This window comes from Cohnella lubricantis (assembly GCF_014212015.1).
Taxonomy (GTDB): domain Bacteria; phylum Bacillota; class Bacilli; order Paenibacillales; family Paenibacillaceae; genus Cohnella; species Cohnella lubricantis.
This window is the reverse complement of record NZ_JACJVN010000065.1, coordinates 13460-34625: the sequence shown is the minus strand read 5'-3', so window position 1 is coordinate 34625 and position 21166 is coordinate 13460. Positions and strand designations below refer to the sequence as shown.

Here is a 21166-nt window from a genome sequence, read left to right as displayed (position 1 = left end):
GATAGTAATGCTATTCGAGATACCCAGGTTGGGAGGAACGTATATGCTGGTGATAAAAATTAGCCGTTTCGCCCGCGGATCGGCGGCAGCAACAGCGTTGTGCGGCTTGCTCGCTGCATCGCTGTCACTCCCTGCCGCCGCTTCTGCGGAAGCAGCGGACGGGGCGGCGGCTGAAGCGGCGAGTGCTGCGTACGCTGCCGGCCGGGAGGAACCGCGGATCGGCGCGGTTGCGTACGGGGGCGCAGCTGTTGCGGCAGCCATCGCAGCGGGACGCCAGGAGCCGCGCATCGGCGCGGTTGCGCACGGGGGCGCAGCTGTTGCGGCAGCCATCGCAGCGGGACGCCAGGAGCCTCGGATCGGCGCGGTTGCGCCTGCCTTCACGCTCAAGGGCATGGACGGCGGGAGCTATAGCCTGGCCAAGTTCCGCGGCAAGCCGGTCGTGCTCAACTTCTGGGCTTCATGGTGCGGCCCTTGCCGGGAGGAAGCGCCGCTTCTCACGAAGCTATATCAGGAGCACGGCTCGGACCTGCGGATCGTCGCCGTCAACTTGACCGACGTGGACAGCAAGAAGGACGCGCAGCAATTCGCCGCCGCGTTCGGCTTCAAGTTCCCCGTCCTGTTCGACGAGAGCGGCAAAGCCGCTGACAGCTACCGCATCCGTCCGATTCCGACCACCTTCTTCATTGACGCCCAAGGCGTTATCCAAGACGGCGTGCTCGGCGCCATGACTTGGGACGAGCTCGACAAGCGCGCCGAGCGGCTGCTTGGCAAGGCCGAGGGTTGAAGGGCAGAGGGTCTGGCTAAGGCCGGCCGGCGTCGAGTTAGTTCGTTCGCGAACTAATTCCGACGGATCGCACCAGTCAGGCGCAGAGTTAGTTCGTTCGCGAACTAATTCTCGCGATTCGCACCAGTCGAGCACGGAGTTAGTTCGTTCGCGAACTAATTCTCGCGATTCGCACCAGTCGGGCGCAGAGTTAGTTCGTTCGCGAACTAATTCCCGCGATTCGCACCAGCCGAGCACGGAGTTAGTTCGTTCGCGAACTAATTCCGACGGATCGCACCAGTCGAGTGCGGAGTTAGTTCGTCCGCGAACTAATTCCGACGGATCGCATCAGTCGAGTGCGGAGTTAGTTCGTTCGCGAACTAATTCCCGCGATTCGCACCAGCCGAGCACGGAGTTAGTTCGTTCGCGAACTAATTCCCGCGATTCGCACCAGTCGGGCGCAGAGTTAGTCCGTTCGCGAACTAATTCCCGCCATACGCAAACGTCTTCAGGCCGCGCTCGAACAGCAACGCCCCGCACTCCGCTGTCCGCGGCCCGGGGCGTTCTCTAGCTAAGGCGTTACCTCTTCCTTCAGCGCGGCAATCTCCGATTCGGTCATTCTCTCGGGCAGAATGTAATGGTAGGTTAGGCCGCCCTTCTTCACTACAAATTCGTCGTTGCCGCTAACCGCGAACTGGCTCTTCGACACCTCGACGGCCACGCCGTTGGCGAACTCGACCGTCACATGCGGACTCGCAAAATGATCATCATACAGCGCCGCTCTCTCAATTCCCCAAGCTGGAAGAACAGCCTTCCCCTTGTAATGCAGAGAGCTGCCGATCTCACTGGCCGATATGCTTGTCATCGAAGGGCGATCATTCATATTGTTCCATAGATAGAATCCGGCGAACAGCAAGCCCGCCAGGATGACTCCTGCTAGATAACAGGCGATAAGCACGAACAGAACGCGTCGCTGCAACCCCAATCGATTGATCATAACGAACCTCCCATGTTCTGACATTTCCATCATGGCATGAGATGCCGCCGTAATGCAACTGCACTTTAAACCGCGCCTTCGCCGAGCGATCTCCGGTCCCGCGCGCAGAAGCCCCGACGCCGCGCTTGGCGGATCGGGGCTCCATTATTTTTGGCTACCCTTCGCTGAACTTGAAGTTTCGCGCCAGATAGATGACCGGCGTCGAAGCGGCGGAGATGATGAACTTCAGCACGTACGTCGTAATCGCGATCTCCCACCAGACGTCCCACGGGTAGAGTCCGATGAATGCGATCGAGCTGAACACGAGCGTATCGACCAGCTGGCTTAATCCCGTGCTCCCGTTGTTGCGGATCCACAGCTGTGAGCGGCTCGGGTACTTCACCTTCAACCGGCTGAAAATACGCACGTCGAGGAACTGGCTGACGAAGTAAGCGCACAAACTGCCAAGCGCGATCCGCGGCGTCAGTCCGAAGATCGTCTCCAGCGCCTCCTGCGAGATATCGTCCGCTCCCGGCTTGAACGCAAGCACCATCTGCATCAGAATGAGCGACATGATCATCGTGAAGAAGCCGAACCAGACCGCCTTCCGCGCCTCCTTCTCTCCGTACTTCTCATTGAGCAGGTCGGTCGTCAGGTAGATCGTTGCATAGATCGTGTTGCCCAGCGTCATGACGATGCCGAAGATCTCGAACGTCTTCACCACCTGAATGTTGGCGAGTACCGTCGCTGCGCCGATCCAGACGTACAGCCCGTTCTTGCCCAGCAGGCGGTAGCAGGCGAGGAACAGCGCGAAGTTGACGAGCACGAAGAATATGCCCCATAGCAAGTTGAACATAATAGCTAGTCCTCCTAGTTTTGATAACGCGGGAGATTGCGAACCGCGGCCCCGTGTCCCGGGACAATCTATCATTATAGCACATAGTGCCCAATACAGAAGATGGCAGTAACATCGGCCGGGGCTTCGGCGTCTAACAAGTGCAAGCAACAAGACATCAACTTGGGAAAAAGGTGGTGTACGCCTTGTTCAATCCACATGCGTTAAAGAAAAGATCGATTCCGTTGGCCACCGCTGTGATATTGGCGTTAGCGATGGCGCTCTCCGGCTGCCTCGGCGATGATGCCGCTCCCTCTGCCAGCCCGTCCGCAACGCCGTCTGCGGCAGTGACGCCGGCTCCTTCCGATTCGGCGTTGCCGTCTCCTTCGCCGTCCGCCTCTATTGATCCGACTGCGCCTGCTAGTCCAAGCAACCCGGCGAATCCGAACGGCTCGACAAGTCCGGCTGCTCCCGCTAAGCCGAGCTCGCCAGTGAATCCGGATGTCTCGATGAGCGCTGTCACCGCACTTCGGCTCATCGACGACACGAGCGGCTGGACCGGCGGCGAAGGCTGGATCGCCCGAACCGACGACGGCGGCGCGAGCTGGGAGCTGCAATATACCGGCGGCTCGTTCGCCGTGCAGCAAATCTTCGCGCTGAACAGCAACAAGGTGTGGGCGACGCTGGATACCGGCAGCGCAGACGGCTTGAAGCTCATCCGCTCGACCGACGGCGGGAAGCATTGGAGCGAGGCCGGCACGACGCCGAACGCGGGTTTCTTGCATTTTACGAATGATGGGACGGCCTTCAGCGGCAACGCCATGACGACCGACGGCGGCCAGACGTGGAAGAAGCTCTCCGTACCGAACGGCGTCATCGGCGACGTCTACTTCCATGACGCGAACAACGGCTGGGCAGTGCAATCGGCGGACGGCGAGTACCGGTTCCTGCATACGGCGGACCAGGGCAAGACGTGGAAGACGGTCATGAAGCGCGCGAGCGACATCGTTCCCGCTGCCAGCGTCATTCGTTCGACGGGCAAGAACGACGCTTGGATCGAAGTGATCGGCGACAGCGGCATGAGCCAGACGTCCTACGTCCTATTCCATACGACGGACGGAGGCAAGACGTGGCTGCCCGCCATCGTCAAGAACACCGCCGGAGCCGGTCCCGCGCCCGGCTTCACGATGGACGACAACGGCAAGTACCCGAACGGAACGGGCAGCAGGCCGGGCGACTTGTATGCGGTGAATCCGCAGACCGCCTTCATGGGCGGGTATTGCCCGGCGTGCGACAAGCCGAATACGATCCAAGCGACGGCCGACGGCGGCAAGACGTGGAGCGCGAGCCCGGAAGAGTTCGGCGGCTATCAGGGCCAAATCATCGCCGCGACGGACGAGAAGCACGTCTGGCTGATCGCCAAGGATTCCACGGAGCCCACCGTCCTGCATACCTCCGATGACGGAGGCAAAAGCTGGCAGAAGGCGTATACCTTCGACAAGCCGAAGACCGAGGACTAATCAGGGGCGGTGCCGCCATACCTGCCTTCTTGTTCATGCAAAGATTGGATCCGCGTGATAAACTGGTTGAAAATAAATATCGTGCCTTGCGCGCAATCGCGCCCGCTGGGGCAGAGGAGTGAGCGAGAATGATCTACGATTTCAACCAGCATGTCGATCTGACTGGCTTTGGTTCGGTGAAGCAGGAGGCGACCAGCCGTATCTTCGGAGAGAGCGATCTGCTGCCGCTGTGGGTAGCTGATATGGACTTCCAAGGGCCGCAGGAAGTGATTGAGGCGCTGCGCCGCCGTGTGGATTCGGGGATCTACGGCTATAGCATGCGAACAGAAGCGATGGATGAAGCCGTCATCGGCTGGATGGACAGAAGGCACGGCTGGCGCATTCAGAAGGAGTGGCTGTGCCACTCGCCGGGCGTCGTCACGGCACTGGCCGCCTGCGTGCAGTCCTTCACTGCCGAGGGAGACGCTATTGTGATTCAACCGCCGGTGTATCCTCCCTTCTCCAAGGTTGTCACGGAGAACGGCCGGAAGCTGGTGACCAATCCGCTGCGGCTAACGGACGGACGTTATGAGATGGACTTGGAGGATTTGGAAGCCAAGATCGAAGCGAACGGGGCCAAGATGCTCATTCTCTGCAGCCCCCACAATCCGGTCGGCCGCGTGTGGAGCGAGGAAGAACTGGCAGCGGTAATCGCCATCTGCCGCCGGCACGGCGTCATGATCATCTCCGATGAGATTCACGCCGATCTCGCGCTTCCTTCCAGCCGGCACACAGTTCTGGCGAAGCTGATGAACGAGGACGAGCGCTTCGTCATCTGCATGGCGCCGAGCAAGACATTTAATATGGCGGGACTCCAGTCCTCCTTCATCATCATCCCGAACGAAGAGATCCGGAAGGCGTTCACCGCTTATATGGAGCGTCTTCATATCGGTGGCGCCAACGCGATGGCTCTAACCGCGGCCGAAGCGGCTTACCGTCACGGCGACGAATGGCTCGATCAGGCGCTTCGCTACATTGCCGGCAACATGGATTATCTGATGGACTACGTGGCAGCGCATATGCCTGAGCTGGAGGTCGTGCGGCCGGAAGGCACGTACTTGGTCTGGATGGACTTCCGCGCCTATGGGCTCAGCCCCGTCCAACTGTCGGATTGGATGACGAAGACGGCCAAGGTTGCGCTGAACGCCGGCTACCATTTCGGAGCCGAAGGGGAAGGCTTCATGCGCTTAAACGCCGCCGCACCGCGCGCGGTGCTGGCAGAAGCCTTGCAGCGGATCCGGGAGGCTCTGCCGGGGATGCCGGCACCAGCCGAGGCCGAGGTGAAAGCGGAGGCTTAGGCTGAGGGCGGAGGCGAGGCATGGGAGTAGGCCGAGGCGAAGGCATAAGCAAGGCACAGGCCGGATCGGCCGCCGATTGAGTAGAGCAGGGGCTGTCCATTGGGACAGCCCCTGCTTGTTGCAACAAGGTAAGTTAGTTGCCTTCTTGCGAGTGGATTGTTGCTAATTTGCTCAACAAGGCACTTTTGGGGCCTTGTTCGCGCTCGGCTGCCGCTATCCGCCTCAACAAGGCACTTTTGGGGCCTTGTTCGTGGTCGGCTGCCGCTATCCGCCATGCGCTTTTGCGCTAATGTAGGCATTTCAATCACCCTCTTGCGCACCGCCCGCCGCGGGTGATTCCACCAACCAACATGCGCTCGCGCGGTCTGCCTACGTCACTCGGCCGTCTGGGCTGCTTCAGCCCGCTTGCGGCGGAAGAAGAGCGTTGAGAGCAGAATCACGATGACGCCGGCATTCAAGCCGATATCTGCGATATTCATAATGGCGTCGTGGCCTTTCGAGGCCTTGATGAAGTCCGTTACCGCGTTAAACACAGCCCGGTCAACCGCATTGCCGAGTGCGCCGCCTACGAACAAGCCGGTCCCGACCTCCATCCATGCGCCTCTGAGCTTCCCTTTGCTCCGGTAATATAAGACGACCGCCAAGATCAGAATGGCGATCGGAACAAACCATCTGCCATATCCTGCGAATGTGTTGCCGGTGGCGCCGGTGTTCTCAAGGCGTAGAACGTGCACGAGGCCGCCCCATACCGTCGATGCCACTCCCATCTCCAAATGGCTGCGCACCCACCATTTAGACAATTGATCGGCAGCCAAGACGATGGCGGCAACCAGATAGAAGATCAACTTCGAACGCCTCCCTTAGTCAAAAAGCTAGATATAGCAATTGTATCCTATCTCCCTATCTTTACCAAGATGCAACATTATCCTGTGATTCTGACCATACCTAGAGGGAATCGTCAGCTCCCTTCGCGGCGCTTCGGCGGGAACGCCGCTTCCAGATCCGCGTCGCCGCTCGGTTCATATAGTTCGCAAGCGGCCAACTCACCGCTAGAAGAACAGGAACCGCCAGCCATCCCCAGCTTCCATAGGTCAGCCCTGCCTTTACGCCAAGTATTACGCCCCACAGCCCGAATAAGGGGCGGCAATAAACCAATCGTCCTACATTCTCCGCTCGTTGCAGCGACTCAAAGGACAATGGCAGCATAGAGACGTAACGCTCTTCTCTCCAATGCCCCCATTGCCAGTGAACCCAGAACAGAGACAGCGCGCCAAGCGCCAGCCAGACGAACAGCCCCAGCCCGAACGGAATCAGCAGCAGGGCGGCTGCGCCAGCGGCCGTCATCTGCAGCAAGGTTCTGATATTCCCGCTCTCCCGCAGTCCCGCCTTCACGCCGAGCTCGGCGATCCGCCGCGTAACATCCCGTTCACGGAACAGCCTGCGCCCCGCGAAGGATAGCAGCGGCCTACGGCCTTTGGGCATGCTTCGGATGCCAGCAGAATTCTTCAGCAAGAACTGAACGCAGGCTTGATAAGCCTCGTTCTCCGCCAAGATCTCTTGCAGGAACGTTCCCTTCGCTTTCGCCCTTCGCCAGACTAGCAGAGCCGAGGCGGCGAGCAGCAAGACATGCGGCGCATACCGCGCGGCATCGCCGGTCGAGGCTGTCCATGTCATAAACGCAACCCATGACGCCAACAGGAGCGCTCGAATGAACCATAGGAGAGCGATTCGCCCCCAGCCGGCCCGCCGCCGTTCGATCCCGTCCCGAATTAGCGCCCAGACGAAGCCGAACAAGGAAGATGCTGCGGCGGTGAATAAACCTTCTTCCAGCGACCAATGCAGACGAATCGTCAGAATCGGAATAAGCAGAACTAGCGCTGACGCAGACATCAGCAGCCGAGCCGCGAGCGTATAGGCGACGCCAGCAGCATATAGCGTCCCTGTCCAGCGGGCATTCCGGCGAAGAATTAAGCCGTCTCCCGGATCAGCGAAGGTACGCAGCCGCGCTCCCAGCATGAGCAGGCCGAGCAGCGCGTACACGATCTGCGGACGCATGAGCTCGAACCAGCCCGGCGTGTGCTCCCACGCATCCCGGTACATATTTGCGAAGACGAAGATGCCTGGCAAGGCAAGATATACGATAACCGTCCAGTCGAATACGAGCCGCCAGCTCTTCCACACATCGGTCCAAAAGCTCGCGATGCGGGCTGCGGCCAGCGGCAACGGGTGAAAGCGGCGGCTGCGCGAGGGAGCGGTGTCTTCGCAGGCGCGGCCATCACGGTCTTCGCGGTCCCCATAGTTTTCACGGTCTGCCCAGTCTTCGCGGTCTTCTTGGTCTTCTTGGTCTTCTCGGTCTGCGCAGTCTTCGCGGTCTGCCCAGTCTTCGCGTTCTTCACGACCCTCAAAGCCTTCCCGTTCCTCGCAACCTTCGCGTGTATCGCGCACTTGACGGCCGCCCAGCGCCTCAAGATCTGCAAGATCTTCGAGGTCTGCCAGCTCTTCTCGGGCCCCATTCTCTTCGAGGTCCGCGAGCTCATCGCGCTCCCTCATATCCGCACGCTTATGGCTCACGTTCTTCGCGCCTCCTCCTCCTCCTGCTCCGCCGTCAGGACGCGGAAGCAGTCGAACAGCGGCGTGTCCGCCGGGCAGTCCGCTGCGAGCCGGATGTCGCCGATCGTGCCGGACGCCGCGACGCCTCCGTCATGAACGAGCACGAACCGGTCGCACAGCCGCTCCGCCGAATCCAGCACGTGCGTCGTTAGAATGACGGACGCTCCCCGCGCGCGTTCTTCATCCAGTGCGGCAAGAAGCTCTACGATAGCGCCTGGGTCGAGGCCGATGAACGGCTCGTCCACCAGGAACAGCTCCGGCTCCAGCAGGAACGCCGTGATCAGCATAACCTTCTGCTGCATGCCTTTGGAGAAAAGAACGGGATATTCATCCTTCTTCTTCGTCAGGCGGAAGCGGTGCAGCAGCTCCTCCGCGCGCGCCTCGAATATATCCTCCGGCAGCTCGGCCGCCGCGGCCGCCAATTGCAGATGCTCCCATAGCGTGAACCGGTCGTACAGAATCGGCTGCTCCGGAATATAAGCCACCCGGCGGACAGGCATACTCCCGGGATCGCTAGCCGCCTCTTCTCCCCGCCACTGCAGCTGCCCCTTCCAATGGGGCAGTTGTCCGAGCAGCCCCTTCATCACCGTGCTCTTGCCCGCCCCGTTCGGGCCGAGCAGCCCGAGCCGCTCGCCTGCGCGCACCTCGAAGGAAATATCGCGCAAGTAAGGCCGTCCCGGCTCGTAACCCGCTTCCTCGATCCGGATGCTTAACAATACGTCGCTCTCTCCGCTGGTTCCGCTGGTTCCGCTGGTTCCGCTTGTCCCGTTAGTCCCGCTCACTCCACTCACTCCGCTAATTCCACTTACTCCGCTCACTCCACTCGTTCCTTCCATCTCCTTGCACCTCCCGTGTCTGTTGCACTCTTCTTCGTTGCTCGGCATCTCATCTCGATAAAGTCTTATACGGTCTTGCGCCTAGGTTCGATACATTTTCCGGAATCGCAATGGCGGCAGACCCTCGTTCGCTTTGAAGCAGCTGGAGAAATAAGGCGCGTAGCGGAACCCGACTTCCTCGGCGATCCGGCCGATCGGCCAATCCGTCGCCACCAGCAGCCGCTTCGCCTGCTCCAGCCGGTACGCTTGAAGGTAGTCCATCGGCGTCCGGCCATAGTGCTCCTTCATGCATCGGACGATGTAATTCGGATGGAAGTGCAGCGCCTCCGCGACCGACTCGTTCGTCAATTCCGAGCGGTAATATTGCTTCAGATAGGCTTCCGTCTGCGCCGCCAGCTTGTAGGACGGCGAGGCCGTCCGATTCGCCGCCCCTTCCTCAAGCTGCCTGAGCAGCTCAAGCAGGAGCGTCTGCTCCCGCCAGAAGGCCGCCTGCCTGTTCTCTCCCGAATAGTTGAACAGCTCCTCCAGCAGACCGAAGGAGGCAGCCGGGTTGCGGAGAACCGACCGCTTCGGAAGCCGAACCGCATGCGGATTCGCGAACGGCTGCCGGCCGGAGGAAGGCGTGACGGCAATAGCCTCCTCTGCGCTCCCCTCTCTCATTCCCGCATGCTCGAAGTGAACCCAATAGAACGCCGTCTCTTCCTCGCATGGCTTCACGGCATAGTGCTCGCCTTCGGGCTGAAGCAGGAGCGTCTCCCCTTCGCCAAGCGCCCATTCCTTCCCGTTCTCTCCGATATGCAGCGTCCCCTTCGCGACGAGCAGCAGATCGAAGAAGCCGAGCCCCCTTCGGTTCGGATGCTGATCTCCCGGATGAAAGAGTGACATGCCGCTCCCCAAATAGTAAGGAAGGGGCGGCGTTCGAAGCGCAATAGTCCCTTCGCCGCTCATCGTCCCGCACCTCCGCGCAGTGTGAGATTTTATAGAAAAAAGGTTCAATTTCGACCTATTCCGTCTGTCCATTCCAGCATATACTCGTGCATGTGAGGAGTCAATTTGTGATAAATCCACGGGGAGATGAGGACATGAATACGCCATCGGTTGGAGAGCGCAAGACACAGCGAGTGCGCATCCGCGACGACTTCTGGAACGGCTATACGGAGCTCGTGAGGAACACGGTCATTCCGTACCAATGGGAAGCGCTGAACGATCTCATCGAAGGGGCCGAGCCGAGCTACGCGATTCGCAACTTCCGGATTGCGGCGGGGCTGCAGGAAGGCGAATTCGGGGGCATGGTGTTCCAAGACAGCGACTTGGCGAAGTGGCTGGAGGCCGTCGGCTATTCGCTTGGAAGCCATCCGGACCCGGAGCTCGAGCGGATCGCGGACGAGGCCATCGACCTGATCGGGCAGGCGCAGCAGGACGACGGCTACATCAATACATACTTCACGATCAAGGAGCCGGACAAGCGGTGGACCAATCTGGTCGACGCTCATGAGCTGTACTGCGCCGGTCATCTGATCGAAGCGGCTGTCGCCTACTACCACGGGACGGGCAAGCGGAAGCTACTCGATATCGTCTGCAGGTTCGCGGATTATATGGACAGCATCTTCGGACCGGAGCCGGGGAAGCTGAAGGGGTATTGCGGGCATCAGGAGATCGAGCTCGCGCTGGTGAAGCTGTACGAGACGACGGGTGAAAATCGGTATTTGAAGCTCAGCCAATATTTCATCGACGAGCGGGGGCGCCAGCCGAGCTACTTCGTGGAGGAGTGGGAACGGCGCGGACGAACGAGCCATTGGTCGCAAGGAACGACGCCTTCACCGAATCTCGCGTATCACCAGGCTCACCTCCCCGTCCGTGAGCAGTCCGTTGCGGTCGGACACGCGGTGCGCGCCGTCTACATGTACACGGCGATGGCCGACCTGGCGCGGCTGACCGGCGACGCCGAGCTGCGCGCGGCTTGCGAGCGGCTGTGGAGCAATATTGCGCGCAAGCAGCTGTACATTACGGGCGGCATCGGCTCGACGCACCACGGGGAGGCGTTCTCGTTCGACTACGATCTGCCGAACGATACGGTCTACGCGGAGACGTGCGCTTCGATCGGCCTCATCTTCTTCGCGCGGCGGATGCTGCAGCTTGAAGCGAAGAGCGAATACGCCGACGTGATGGAACGGGCGCTGTACAACAACGTGCTGGGCAGCATGTCCAAGGACGGCAAGCACTTCTTCTATGTGAACCCGCTGGAGGTATGGCCGGAGGCGAGCGAAAAGAATCCGGGTAGACGCCATGTCAAGCCGGTCCGGCAGAAGTGGTTCGGCTGCTCCTGCTGCCCGCCGAACGTAGCTCGGCTGCTCAGCTCGCTGGATGAGTACATCTATGGCGCATCGCCGGCGGACAGCCGGATCTATGTGCACCTATACATCGGCAGTGAAGCGGAATTTGAACTGGCGGGCGGCGCCAAGGTTGGGCTGACGCAGCAGTCGAAGCTGCCGTGGGACGGCCGCGTCTGCTTCAAGGTGTCACTGGCCGCTGGCGGCGGCCAAGCAGCAACCTCAAGCGCAGCCGGCGCTAACGGCGGCCAGGCAACGGCGGCGTTCACGCTGGCTCTGCGCGTGCCGGGCTGGTTCCAGAGCGGGCAGCCGGCGCTCCGCGTTAACGGCCTGCCGGTCGATTACCGCCTCGAGAACGGCTACGCCCTCGTAGAGCGGACATGGACGGACGGCGACGAGGCGGAGTGGGAGCTGCCGCTCGAGACGAAGCTGATCGCCGCGCGGCCGGAGATTCGCGCCGACGCCGGCAAGGTCGCCATTCAGCGCGGGCCGCTCGTGTACTGCCTCGAGGAGGCGGACAACTTCGCGCCGCTCGCTTCGGCGGCAGTGAACGTTGGCGCGGCTCCGAGCGAGCGATACGACGAAGAGCTGCTAGGCGGCTGCGTTGTCATTGAGCTGGACGGCACGACGGTTGACCTTGAGGCTTGGCCGGACAGCGCTGGCGATGGATACGGCACGCCGTACGCGCCGTATCGCCCTCTCGCCAAGCCGACGCGGCTGACGGCGGTGCCGTACTATCTGTGGGGCAACCGCGAGCCCGGCGAGATGAGCGTCTGGATTCGGACGGCTCAGATCTAACAAGTCAAAGAGAGCCCGGCAGGCTTCGCGCCTGTCGGGCTCTTATAGCTGATTACCGCAAAGCTTGACTTTGCTCCTCAACAGCTGTCCTCGGAAAATCATTTTCAACAGGAAACTTGTTCTTGCTATTCCTTCAATAAAATATCGATGACCTTCCTCGCTTCTCTTACAGCGGTAGATTCCTTGTCTTCTTCCCATACGCATGTGGTTAGCGCTTTCCATAACGCCCATCCTCTTGCCCGGTCTTCTGTATCCGTATCGAAACCTGCTGACTGAAGAAATACCTTCCTGCTCTCGTCATCAAAGAAGGTCCATGCCATGGTCAATTCTGCTGCAGGGTCGCCAACCGCCATAACGCCAAAATCTATCACGCTTGATAGTTTGCCGTCAGTTACAAGAAGATTGCCAGGATTAATGTCCCCGTGAATCCAGACTGGCGGCTTGGTCCATTCCGTCGCTTGTGCTCGACGCCATATGGCCAGACACTTCTCGGTATCGATTGCTCCTGCCAGTTCATCCAGAGCGTCCATCGTCCACTGATTGAATTTGTACATCGTAAGAGGACGGCCTCTAAAATAGTTATGGTCTCCGCCTAATGGGCCGTTGGATGCGTCGATGGATTGAAGCTCCTTCAAAAACCTAGCAAGATCAACGGCAAATTCATTCAGATCCGAGATATTGTCATGTCTTGCGGTGTCGCCGTCAATCCACTTATTGACTGACCAATGAAATGGATAGTTTTCGTCCGGAACACCTTTCGCCAGTGGGACAGGAATAGGGAGTGATAGATGGGGTCTTAGCAGGGGGAGCCATCGCGCTTCCTTCTCAACCTGCGGAGCGTGGCCTTCGTCTCTTGGCAGCCTCACGCTCATTTCCTCGCCCAGATGAAAGGTGAAGTTGTCATACCCGCCTTTCTCAACCGGTTTGATAGGCAGGTCTGCCCATTGAGGAAATTGCTTTCTGATTAAGCTTTGTACTAAATCAGTATTTATTTGGTGGTGACTGAATGTCATTTCATTCTTCCCTCCGCATTTATATCATATTCGCGATCCATTACCAACACACCTTGTTCGTCAGAACGGTTTTCGTAAAGTCCGATATTCTATATCCACTCTTTGAAATGATCTGTTACAAATCGAATCTCACTCTCATAGTGCGCCAGGTGTCCATCATCGACCATTTTTTGAAAAGCTGGATTTCCTTCGGCAGCGCCGTTTCTTAACGTATCGCACAAGACAGTCAATCGTTGGATAATCCACTGACACAGTTCAGCGGGAGCAGCATTTCCATACGATTCAAAGAATAATCGAATACGCCGGCGGCGCTCGGCAGCATGCAAGTCCGACTGATATTCTGCCGTTCTCCCCGAAGAATGGTCCGGCGAGAAGCTCGCAAGCGGAACCGATGTATAGAGGGAATAGGCAATGTCCCACATGCGCGGACCGGGTCCAGCCATGTCAAAATCAATCAACGCCACAGGAGTCCCCTGTTGAAAGACCACATTGTACAACGCAGCGTCATTATGACAGATCACTTCGTACTCGCGATCATCGGCATAGCTCAGCTGCCATTTGCCTAGCGTCATGAGAGTTGAGCCTTCCGTCGCATCATGGAAGCGGCGTAGTAGACGCGCTAAACCAACGAGCGTCTCATCCGACCACATATAAGGTTCAAGTTCAGGGTACTTATTGCCTGGGACTTCCCCCGAGATGAAGGTTATGATCTCACGATCAGAGTCGTCGATCCCGAGATATCTCGGCGCCCCCTCAAAGCCTTGCTTCTCTAGATGTTGAAGCAACTCATGAACACTCGGACTCCAATAACCAGTGGGACGGAGAACCGTATTTTCCTTACGGACAATGTGATTAACATTGCCTCCTGCCAACACTTCTTCTTGAGTCACAATGCCTCACCCTCTCATTACGATGGTGTATTTCTAGCCTTTAAAGTTGGTCTGGGTATATCAATCACGCGTCCGCACTGGAGTTATCAAGAACAGAGCAGACATGAGCGAATCATTCGGAAGCACGACAATGGGATTCGTTCTCCCTGCATATCTAATTCGAACATTCGGGCAATCACTGTTGCGAAGGATATCGATAAGATACTTCCCGTTCAGAGATAGGATGAATTCTTCCCCGCTCATTCCCATTAAAGGAACTTCATTCTCCATATCCCCGACTTCCGCCGTTCTAGATAATAGCTTTAATTTAGTTGCTCCGGCTTCTAACCTAATAATCCTTTCGCTGGCCAATACCGTTACGCATTCAACCGCTGTCAACAGACGGTCTTTATCAACCTGGATCTCGCACAAGTAAGATGGTGGAATTAAATTCTTAACGGACGGATAAGTGCCTTCAAGAAGCGCGGACTCGACGATGAGCCCGTCTGTTGTAAATCTGACTCGGTTATCGCTCACTTCGATCTCAGTCGTATCATCATCATTGCTTAATAGCTTTGACACTTCATAAAGATTTTTGGCTGGAATAACGGCCTGAAATTCTGCGTGTGAGTTATTTTCAATATGCAAAGTTCGGGAAGCAAGGCGGACTCCGTCAGTGGCGGCCAGGGTTAGTGCGTCGTTATCGCACTCGCAGAGGATTCCCGTTAATACGGGTCTAGTCTCAGATGTTGATGCCGCTGTCGCCGCCTGTTTAATTGCTGATCTAAACAAGCCATTGTTCATTTGCAGTTTCTTGGACCAAGCAGGATCTCCGCTATGAATAGACGGAAATTCGGTTGAATCCATCCCGCATAAGCGTATTTGAGAATGGCCTGACCTCACATTCAGAATGAACGGCTCTATCAGTTCAAGTACAATTATCTCATCACTAAGTTTGCGAATAACGTCGTGAAAATAACGTGATGGTATAACGACAGCCCCTGTCACCTAACCTCGAACTGGATTATTTGGAATAGTAAGACTCAAGCGCGTTACGAATAACCTCCGATCGAGAGAGTTGATTGTCCGCACAGCAGCTTTCTATCTTCCCCCACATCTCCTCCGTTAGGGTTAAGGATACTTTCTTTGTCACGCCGATACTCTTTCTACCCGCCCCTTCGCGAAGACCGCCTCTCGTAAATACAAAGCCTAGCTGCCCCTCCTTATTAGAGACATCAACCTTGACCTTATGATTGTTCAATTTGCTCAGTCCCTTATTTTGATTTAGGTTACTTTATTCAATATCGTTCAAATTAATCATATCATAACGCATGCGGGCTTTACAATATTTTCAACCCTATTGCCAAAGCCAAATGGCACCCCGGCAGGGTGCCATTTGATTGTCATTTATCCTGAGCTTTCCTTCGCCGGCTCTCCGCCTTATATTCATCAAATCCGCCTAGGTAGACGGTGAGATGGCCATGATCCAACTCCCAAATCTTCTGCGCCAGGCGGTTCATGAGATACCGATCGTGCGTCACCAGAAGAATCGTCCCCGGTTAATCCTCCAACGCTTCCTCGAGAGCCTCCCTCGACGCGATATCCATATGGTTCGTCGGTTCGTCCAGAATGAGCAGGTTCGGCTTCCGATGCACGAGCAGCGCCAGCCTCAGACGAGTCCATTCTCCGCCGGAGAGCAGCCGGACAGGCTTAAACACATCGACCCCGTAGAAAAGGTAGTCTGCCGTCGTCTCATTCTGACAGTGCTAGGTCGAGCCATAACTTCGCCTCATGGTACAGAACTGGATTGTTGTCCGACGTGTAGTAAGCCAGCGCGGCTACCGCCTGAGATACGACCCAGCCACGGGCTCTTGCCCACGTTGCGTCGTCCGTTGGAAGACATTCGCGGAACGCATCGCGGGCCGCCGGCGAGTGTAACTTCCATGCGACCATGACATCGCATGCAGGATCGCCAATGCCCATTGTACCCCAATCGATCACACCGGTGATGCGTTTATTGCGCACAAGCCAGTTACGCACGTCGAGGTCGCCGTGATGCCACACCGGCGGGCCGTTCCACGGTGGCGCAGCAAGCGCCGCCTCCCACGCAGCAGACACCGCCGCACAATCGCCATCGAACCGCGCCAGCCAATATCGGAACTCCTCATCCCGCTCAGCTAGAGGAATGCCGCGTCCCAGCGGCCCGCCCGATGAATCGAGTTGTTGCAGCACTGCAACGAACGCGGCTAGATCGCGCGCTGCCTGAACGGCGTCGATCTCCTCGATCGGTACCGTCTCGCCCTCAACCCACGTATGGATCTCCCAATACCACGGATATTCGTGATTCGGCTGCCCTTGAGCGATAGGGACAGGTGTCTCAAGTGGGACCAACGGCGCAATCTTGGGCAGCCAAATCAACTCTCGACTGCCTGGTCTCGTTGGCCCCTCCCGCCGCGCGAGCCGAACGGAATATTCGTCGCCCAGCCGGAAGATGGCGTTCACTGTGCCCGCCGGCTCGATCCGCCGCAGGGGCAGCTCTGCCCAGCGGGGAAACTGGGCGACAAGCAGACCGCGCACGAGCGCCTCGTCAATTTCCATCTCATCGACATGCATCTTCTTACTCATTAGCTGCTCCTTTTGTACGCGCGCATCGCGAAGAGATAAGCCACGAGCATAATGCCGACGCACCACGCAAGCGCGACCCAAATGTCATTACCTACAGGTTGACCCGCCAACAGCGCGCGGATGGATTCGACAATCGAGGTGACCGGCTGGTTCTCGGCGAACGCGCGAACGACTTTGGGCATCGAATCGGTCGGCACGAAGGCCGAGCTGATGAACGGGAGGAAGATGAGGGGATAGGAGAACGCGCTTGCGCCTTCCACCGACTTGGCGGACAGTCCGGCGATCGCCGCGACCCAGGTCAAGGCCAGCATGAACAGGAGGAGGATGCCGGCTACGGCAAGCCAAGGCAGCATGCCCACAGATGAGCGGAATCCCATAATGAGCGCTGCGGCAATGATGACGACGAGAGAGATGACGTTGGATACCACCGAGGTCAGCACATGCCCCCACAACACGGCGGAGCGCGCGATCGGCATCGAGTGGAACCGTTCAATGATGCCCCGCTGCTTATCCAAGAACAGGCGGTAAGCTGTATAGGAGATACCGCTCGCAATCGCAATCAGCAGGATGCCGGGCAGCAGGTAGTTCACATAGTTATCCGTGCCGGCTTGGATGGCGCCGCCGAGCACATAGACGAACAGCAGCATCATCGCGATCGGCGTCACGCAGACCGTGATGATCGTATCCATGCTGCGGAACACATGGCGCATGGAACGTCCGAGCATAACACTCATGTCGCTGAGAAAATGTTTTCTAACGGTCTCCATCTTAGACCGCCTCCTTGTTGCCGACGATGGCGAGGAAGATCTCCTCCAACGTCGGCTGCTTCTCTACATACTCCACCTTCGCGGCCGGGAACATCTTCTTCAGCTCCTCCAGCGTGCCATTCGCAATAATTCGGCCTTCATGCAAGATCGCAATTCGATCGGCGAGCTGTTCCGCCTCTTCCAGATACTGCGTTGTCAAGAACACCGTCGTTCCGCCGTCGGCAAGCTCTTTGACCACCTTCCATGTCTCTATGCGCGCCTCGGGGTCAAGCCCGGTGGTCGGTTCGTCGAGGAAGATCAGCTGCGGTTTGCCCACCAGGCTCATGGCGATATCCAGCCTGCGGCGCATGCCGCCCGAATAAGTCGATGCCCTGCGGTCGGCTGCGTCCGTCAGGCCGAAGCGTCTCAGCAGATCGTCCGCGACCTGACGCGGGTTGGCGGTATGGCGCAGTTTGGCAATCATGATCAGATTCTCCCGTCCGGACAACACCTCATCTACGGCGGCGAACTGCCCGGTCAGGCTGATCGATTGCCGCACGGCGTCTGGCTTGGTGGAGACATCGAATCCGTTGACGGAGGCGGCGCCTCCGTCATGCCTAAGCAGCGTAGATAGAATTCGGACGATCGTGGTTTTGCCTGCCCCGTTGGAACCGAGAAGGGCAAATATACTGCCCTTCTCCACTTCAAAGTCTACGCCCTTCAGCACTTGAAGCTGCTTGTAGGATTTCTGCAGCCCCCTAACTTGAATCGCTTTGTCCATCCCGGCTCCCTCCTTTTACTTTGTCTTCTTCGCTACCTTATTCATGGCATTGGCAACTTCCCGGTTAACCGATTCTTGATAGACGTCCGCGTAAGTCCTGGAATCTTTGATCAGATCGTCGCAGAATGCCGCTACGTCGCTTCCCGTCACTTCAAGCACGCCTTTCCCCATGGCCGCGCCTTCTTCGAACAGTTCGACAATCCCGTCGAGCAGCCCCGTTCCTTCGGTCAGCTCAACAGGCCCGACCTTAAAGAGATATTTCTGAATCTCTTTATACACCAGCTGATAATCCCGCGGGAGCGCTTTGACGCGCGCCATGTGCGCGCGCCACTTCTTCTTGCCTTCAATGAGATCTCGGATACTCATGTGATCCCTCCTATTTGCCTAATTTTCTGGCGATATTCTGGTTAAGCTGCTCACGCCACTTGTCGCGATACGACTTTGCCCCTTCCGCGCCGACCAGCGCTGAACAGAAGCCTTTGATGTCGCCGCCCAGAACCTCTTGGACACTCTGGCCGTCCGCCGCCGTCTCTTCAAGCAGACTAAGCACGCCGTCCAGTATGGGCATGAGGTTGCGGCCGGTGAAGTCGGAGTGCGGCCAAAGGTTGGCTTTTATCGTCTCCCATGCCGCTTGATAATCCGTCGGCAGCTTTTGCGCCCGCGATTCAAAGTCCCTCATTTGCCTCGTCATGTCGCTGCCCGTCATTCTCTCCCACAAGTTCATTGGTTCTCCTCCTTTAACTCGTTCATCTTGGATGATACGAACTCCCACTTCTCCCAGAACTTCCGCAGCTCCTCGCGTCCCGCGTCGTTGAGGGCGAAGAACTTCCGCGGCGGTCCCATGTCGGATGGTTTCTTGGCGGTCTCCACCAGCTTGTTCTTCTCAAGTCGGATCAAGATGGTGTACACCGTACCATCCACGACATCTGTGAAGCCGAGAGCATTCAGCCGCCGCGTGATCTCATAGCCGTAGGTCTCTTCGCGGCTTACAATTTCAAGAACACAGCCTTCAAGCACGCCTTTGAGCATCTCCGTTAAGTTCTCCAACGCCATCACCCTTTGCTATTCTGTATTGCAGGTATCCAGTATCACTTACTACAGCTATAAAGTATCACGCAGTAGTCGGTCTGTCAACAGCTTTTGTGCGATTCCCCTCGAAAAGGGCAGAAGGGACTTTCGCTTATTCTAAGCAAAAGTCCCTTCCGGGTACCGCATACCGCCATAGAAATTCCCTTGTTGACTTAAACCATGGTTTAAGTCGTATCCTAATCTATGTCGACAGGAAAACATAGGGTATCTAATGCGGAGGCCTCCAAATGAAGTATTGTTCCATAAGCGAAGCCGCAGCTGCGTTCAAGATGTCGGAATCGATGCTGCGTTATTATGAGAGACAAGGGCTCCTGCCGCTGATCGAGCGGGATGAAGCAGGCAGGCGTATATTTTCGGAAGACCAGATGGCGCTTCTTCGAACCGTGAATTGCTTAAAGAACACGAACATGCAAATAAAACAGATTAAGCAGTATATCGACTGGATCTTGGAGGGAGACACTACCATTGAACGCCGGCTTGAAATGATGAAGCGCCACAAGCAGGCGGTGCTCGATGAGATTGCGTCTATGACCGAATCCTTGCAAGGCATTGAGGACAAGATTACGCGTTACACAACTAGTATGGAGGAGAAACAATCATGAATCTATCAGGTAACACCATTCTGATTACAGGCGGAAGCACCGGAATCGGGCTTGCTTTTGCAGAGAGGTTTATGAAGGCGGGCAATACAGTCATCGTTACCGGACGGCGCGAGCATGTGCTTCGCAAGGCCAAGGAAACGTTGCCGGGCCTTATCACGCATGCAAGCGATTTGACGAAGGAATCCGAGCGTATCGCCTTGTTTGATTGGGTAACCGCGAACTATCCGGAAGCGAATGTGTTAGTGAATAACGCAGGGATCCAGCAACGGTTCAACGTCTTGAAGGCAGACGCAAGGGACGACTGGGCGTATTTCAACCAGGAGATTGTAACGAACCTTGAAGCTCCTTGCCATCTGTCGCTGCTGTTCGCGCCGTTGCTTGCTGCGCAAGATTCTGCGGTAATCATGAACGTGACGTCCGGTCTAGCCTTCACACCGTTCGCAGTCGCTCCAATCTATTCCGCAACGAAGGCAGCTCTTCATTCATTCACCGTAAGTCTAAGACACCAGTTGTCGGATACGCCAGTCGAAGTCATTGAAGTTGCTCCTCCGGCCGTTAATACAGATTTAGGCGGTTCCGGATTGCACACGCATGGCGAGCCGTTGAATGATTTCGCAGACGGAGTCTTCACGGAGCTGGCCGCAGGCAAGACGGAAATCGGGTATGGCACATCTGCAGCCCGTCTGCGGATGTCCCGAGATGAGATCGACGAATATACAGAGAAGATGTATCAAGCAACGAAGAGCTCCTTAGATTAACGGCGGCAGCTAGGCCATGGAATTCGCCAATCGGAGATTGGCAGGGCGTCATAACAACAAGACCACTCCCTTAGCGGAGTGGTCTTGAATGATTCGCTCTTTAGTTGACTTATTCTGCTCATCAATCCTCTCTTGCGAAGACGATATAGTCGACGCTGACCGGCTCGCCGCCTGCAGCTCGAAGCATGGAATTGATCTGTCCGCGATGATATTGTCCGTGAAGCGCTACATGCGTCAATATATCACGAACAGATGTGGAGTAAGATGAGGTCCCGGCTTGGTTCTTATACTCGATGACATGATCCAGGCTTCCGCCTTCTTCAATCGCAGCAAGATAAGCCTGGAAGTTCTCCTTGTTCTCTTCAATCCATCGGCTGCAATCGGTTAAATTGGCATCCGACCATAACGCGATAGGCGAACTGTCCTTCCCCGTCAACCGAGCGAGCCACACCTGCTCAGCGCGCAGAATGTGGGCAAATAATCGCACTGCCTGCTCGTTATTGTCCTGCGTGCGAAGATGCGCGAGAATTCGTTCGTTGGCCCAGTTGAGCTGCTTGAACATATTGCGGATTGTTTGCATACAGGTTCACCTCCCTAATGCTTCCGTTTAAACATCATACTTCTATTTACAGGAAATTACCATATTCCCGATTCGCGCCAAGAGCCTGCCATGAGCGC

At 57.1% G+C, this 21166-nt stretch carries 24 protein-coding genes and 1 pseudogene; 6 read left to right on the top strand and 19 right to left on the bottom strand.

Going from position 1 to position 21166, the window contains the following annotated elements; all coding sequences use genetic code 11:
* Nucleotides 1–43 precede the first annotated feature (43 nt).
* Nucleotides 44–784, top strand: coding sequence for a TlpA family protein disulfide reductase (locus H4Q31_RS16890; protein ID WP_185180236.1), 741 nt, complete (start codon nt 44–46; stop codon nt 782–784).
* Nucleotides 785–1334: 550 nt separating this feature from the next.
* Here the strand turns inward: H4Q31_RS16890 and H4Q31_RS16885 are convergent.
* The 3 genes from H4Q31_RS16885 to H4Q31_RS16875 all read right to left on the bottom strand — a co-directional run bounded on the left by H4Q31_RS16885 (nt 1335) and on the right by H4Q31_RS16875 (nt 3097).
* Entirely contained in the window at nt 1335–1760 is a 426-nt protein-coding gene (locus H4Q31_RS16885) for a hypothetical protein (protein ID WP_185180235.1), read from the bottom strand.
* Between the two features lie 154 nt (nt 1761–1914).
* Nucleotides 1915–2595 carry a queuosine precursor transporter gene (locus H4Q31_RS16880; RefSeq protein WP_185180234.1) on the bottom strand — a complete coding sequence of 227 codons (681 nt, stop codon included), beginning with the start codon at nt 2593–2595 and terminating at the stop codon, nt 1915–1917.
* Nucleotides 2596–2752: 157 nt separating this feature from the next.
* Nucleotides 2753–3097: a hypothetical protein gene (locus H4Q31_RS16875; RefSeq protein WP_185180233.1), complete on the bottom strand. Its 345-nt coding sequence runs from the start codon at nt 3095–3097 to the stop codon at nt 2753–2755.
* Between H4Q31_RS16875 and H4Q31_RS16870 the strand changes: the two genes are divergently transcribed.
* Both H4Q31_RS16870 and H4Q31_RS16865 read left to right on the top strand, forming a co-directional pair.
* Nucleotides 3084–4094, top strand: a complete 1011-nt coding sequence (locus tag H4Q31_RS16870) for a WD40/YVTN/BNR-like repeat-containing protein (RefSeq protein ID WP_185180232.1) — start codon at nt 3084–3086, stop codon at nt 4092–4094. The genes H4Q31_RS16875 and H4Q31_RS16870 overlap by 14 nt on opposite strands.
* Before the next feature lie 128 nt (nt 4095–4222).
* Nucleotides 4223–5431 (top strand): MalY/PatB family protein, encoded by a 1209-nt coding sequence (locus H4Q31_RS16865; RefSeq protein ID WP_185180231.1) that lies wholly within the window; start codon nt 4223–4225, stop codon nt 5429–5431.
* 374 nt (nt 5432–5805) lie between these two features.
* On the opposite strand, the gene lspA is transcribed toward H4Q31_RS16865, so the two are convergent.
* The 4 genes from lspA to H4Q31_RS16845 form a co-directional block, all read right to left on the bottom strand.
* Entirely contained in the window at nt 5806–6276 is a 471-nt protein-coding gene (lspA, locus tag H4Q31_RS16860; protein ID WP_185180230.1) for a signal peptidase II, read from the bottom strand.
* A gap of 100 nt (nt 6277–6376) precedes the next feature.
* Entirely contained in the window at nt 6377–8002 is a 1626-nt protein-coding gene (locus tag H4Q31_RS16855; RefSeq protein WP_185180229.1) for an ABC transporter permease, read from the bottom strand.
* The gene (locus H4Q31_RS16850) at nt 7999–8823 is read right to left on the bottom strand and encodes an ABC transporter ATP-binding protein (protein WP_311771749.1); all 825 of its coding nucleotides are present in this window, start codon (nt 8821–8823) and stop codon (nt 7999–8001) included. Before H4Q31_RS16850 ends, H4Q31_RS16855 begins: the two co-directional genes overlap by 4 nt.
* A gap of 135 nt (nt 8824–8958) precedes the next feature.
* The gene (locus H4Q31_RS16845; RefSeq protein ID WP_185180227.1) at nt 8959–9825 is read right to left on the bottom strand and encodes an AraC family transcriptional regulator; all 867 of its coding nucleotides are present in this window, start codon (nt 9823–9825) and stop codon (nt 8959–8961) included.
* 134 nt (nt 9826–9959) lie between these two features.
* Here H4Q31_RS16845 and H4Q31_RS16840 point away from each other — a divergent pair, with 134 nt between their 5' ends.
* Nucleotides 9960–12005: a glycoside hydrolase family 127 protein gene (locus H4Q31_RS16840; RefSeq protein WP_185180226.1), complete on the top strand. Its 2046-nt coding sequence runs from the start codon at nt 9960–9962 to the stop codon at nt 12003–12005.
* A gap of 125 nt (nt 12006–12130) precedes the next feature.
* Here the strand turns inward: H4Q31_RS16840 and H4Q31_RS16835 are convergent, their stop codons facing one another.
* The 11 genes and pseudogenes from H4Q31_RS16835 to H4Q31_RS16785 all read right to left on the bottom strand — a co-directional run bounded on the left by H4Q31_RS16835 (nt 12131) and on the right by H4Q31_RS16785 (nt 19068).
* Nucleotides 12131–13018, bottom strand: coding sequence for an aminoglycoside phosphotransferase family protein (locus tag H4Q31_RS16835; protein WP_185180225.1), 888 nt, complete (start codon nt 13016–13018; stop codon nt 12131–12133).
* Between the two features lie 89 nt (nt 13019–13107).
* Nucleotides 13108–13908, bottom strand: coding sequence for a phosphotransferase (locus H4Q31_RS16830; RefSeq protein ID WP_311771748.1), 801 nt, complete (start codon nt 13906–13908; stop codon nt 13108–13110).
* Nucleotides 13909–13968: 60 nt separating this feature from the next.
* A complete protein-coding gene (dnaN, locus tag H4Q31_RS16825) occupies nt 13969–14895 on the bottom strand; it encodes a DNA polymerase III subunit beta (protein ID WP_185180224.1) in 927 nt (308 codons plus the stop codon).
* A 16-nt stretch (nt 14896–14911) separates the two neighbouring features.
* The gene (locus H4Q31_RS21820; protein WP_311771752.1) at nt 14912–15040 is read right to left on the bottom strand and encodes a ribbon-helix-helix domain-containing protein; all 129 of its coding nucleotides are present in this window, start codon (nt 15038–15040) and stop codon (nt 14912–14914) included.
* Nucleotides 15041–15314: 274 nt separating this feature from the next.
* Nucleotides 15315–15632: pseudogene (locus tag H4Q31_RS16815) on the bottom strand (ATP-binding cassette domain-containing protein); the annotation flags it as partial.
* 7 nt (nt 15633–15639) lie between these two features.
* Nucleotides 15640–16512 carry an aminoglycoside phosphotransferase family protein gene (locus H4Q31_RS16810; RefSeq protein ID WP_185180222.1) on the bottom strand — a complete coding sequence of 291 codons (873 nt, stop codon included), beginning with the start codon at nt 16510–16512 and terminating at the stop codon, nt 15640–15642.
* Nucleotides 16512–17279: an ABC transporter permease gene (locus tag H4Q31_RS16805; RefSeq protein ID WP_185180221.1), complete on the bottom strand. Its 768-nt coding sequence runs from the start codon at nt 17277–17279 to the stop codon at nt 16512–16514. The genes H4Q31_RS16810 and H4Q31_RS16805 overlap by 1 nt, the downstream gene beginning before the upstream one ends.
* A 1-nt stretch (nt 17280) precedes the next feature.
* Nucleotides 17281–18039, bottom strand: coding sequence for an ABC transporter ATP-binding protein (locus tag H4Q31_RS16800; RefSeq protein ID WP_185180220.1), 759 nt, complete (start codon nt 18037–18039; stop codon nt 17281–17283).
* Between the two features lie 15 nt (nt 18040–18054).
* Nucleotides 18055–18405 (bottom strand): DUF1048 domain-containing protein, encoded by a 351-nt coding sequence (locus H4Q31_RS16795; protein WP_185180219.1) that lies wholly within the window; start codon nt 18403–18405, stop codon nt 18055–18057.
* Nucleotides 18406–18415: 10 nt separating this feature from the next.
* Entirely contained in the window at nt 18416–18763 is a 348-nt protein-coding gene (locus tag H4Q31_RS16790) for a DUF1048 domain-containing protein (protein WP_185180218.1), read from the bottom strand.
* Complete coding sequence (locus H4Q31_RS16785) at nt 18760–19068, bottom strand: PadR family transcriptional regulator (RefSeq protein WP_281064873.1); 309 nt, start codon at nt 19066–19068, stop codon at nt 18760–18762. Before H4Q31_RS16785 ends, H4Q31_RS16790 begins: the two co-directional genes overlap by 4 nt.
* 287 nt (nt 19069–19355) lie before the next feature.
* Here H4Q31_RS16785 and H4Q31_RS16780 point away from each other — a divergent pair, with 287 nt between their 5' ends.
* Together H4Q31_RS16780 and H4Q31_RS16775 are read left to right on the top strand one after the other, a co-directional pair.
* Nucleotides 19356–19730, top strand: coding sequence for a MerR family transcriptional regulator (locus H4Q31_RS16780; protein WP_185180216.1), 375 nt, complete (start codon nt 19356–19358; stop codon nt 19728–19730).
* Nucleotides 19727–20488 (top strand): SDR family oxidoreductase, encoded by a 762-nt coding sequence (locus H4Q31_RS16775; protein ID WP_185180215.1) that lies wholly within the window; start codon nt 19727–19729, stop codon nt 20486–20488. Before H4Q31_RS16780 ends, H4Q31_RS16775 begins: the two co-directional genes overlap by 4 nt.
* Before the next feature lie 121 nt (nt 20489–20609).
* On the opposite strand, the gene H4Q31_RS16770 is transcribed toward H4Q31_RS16775, so the two are convergent.
* A complete protein-coding gene (locus H4Q31_RS16770) occupies nt 20610–21068 on the bottom strand; it encodes a DinB family protein (protein WP_185180214.1) in 459 nt (152 codons plus the stop codon).
* Nucleotides 21069–21166: the final 98 nt, after the last annotated feature.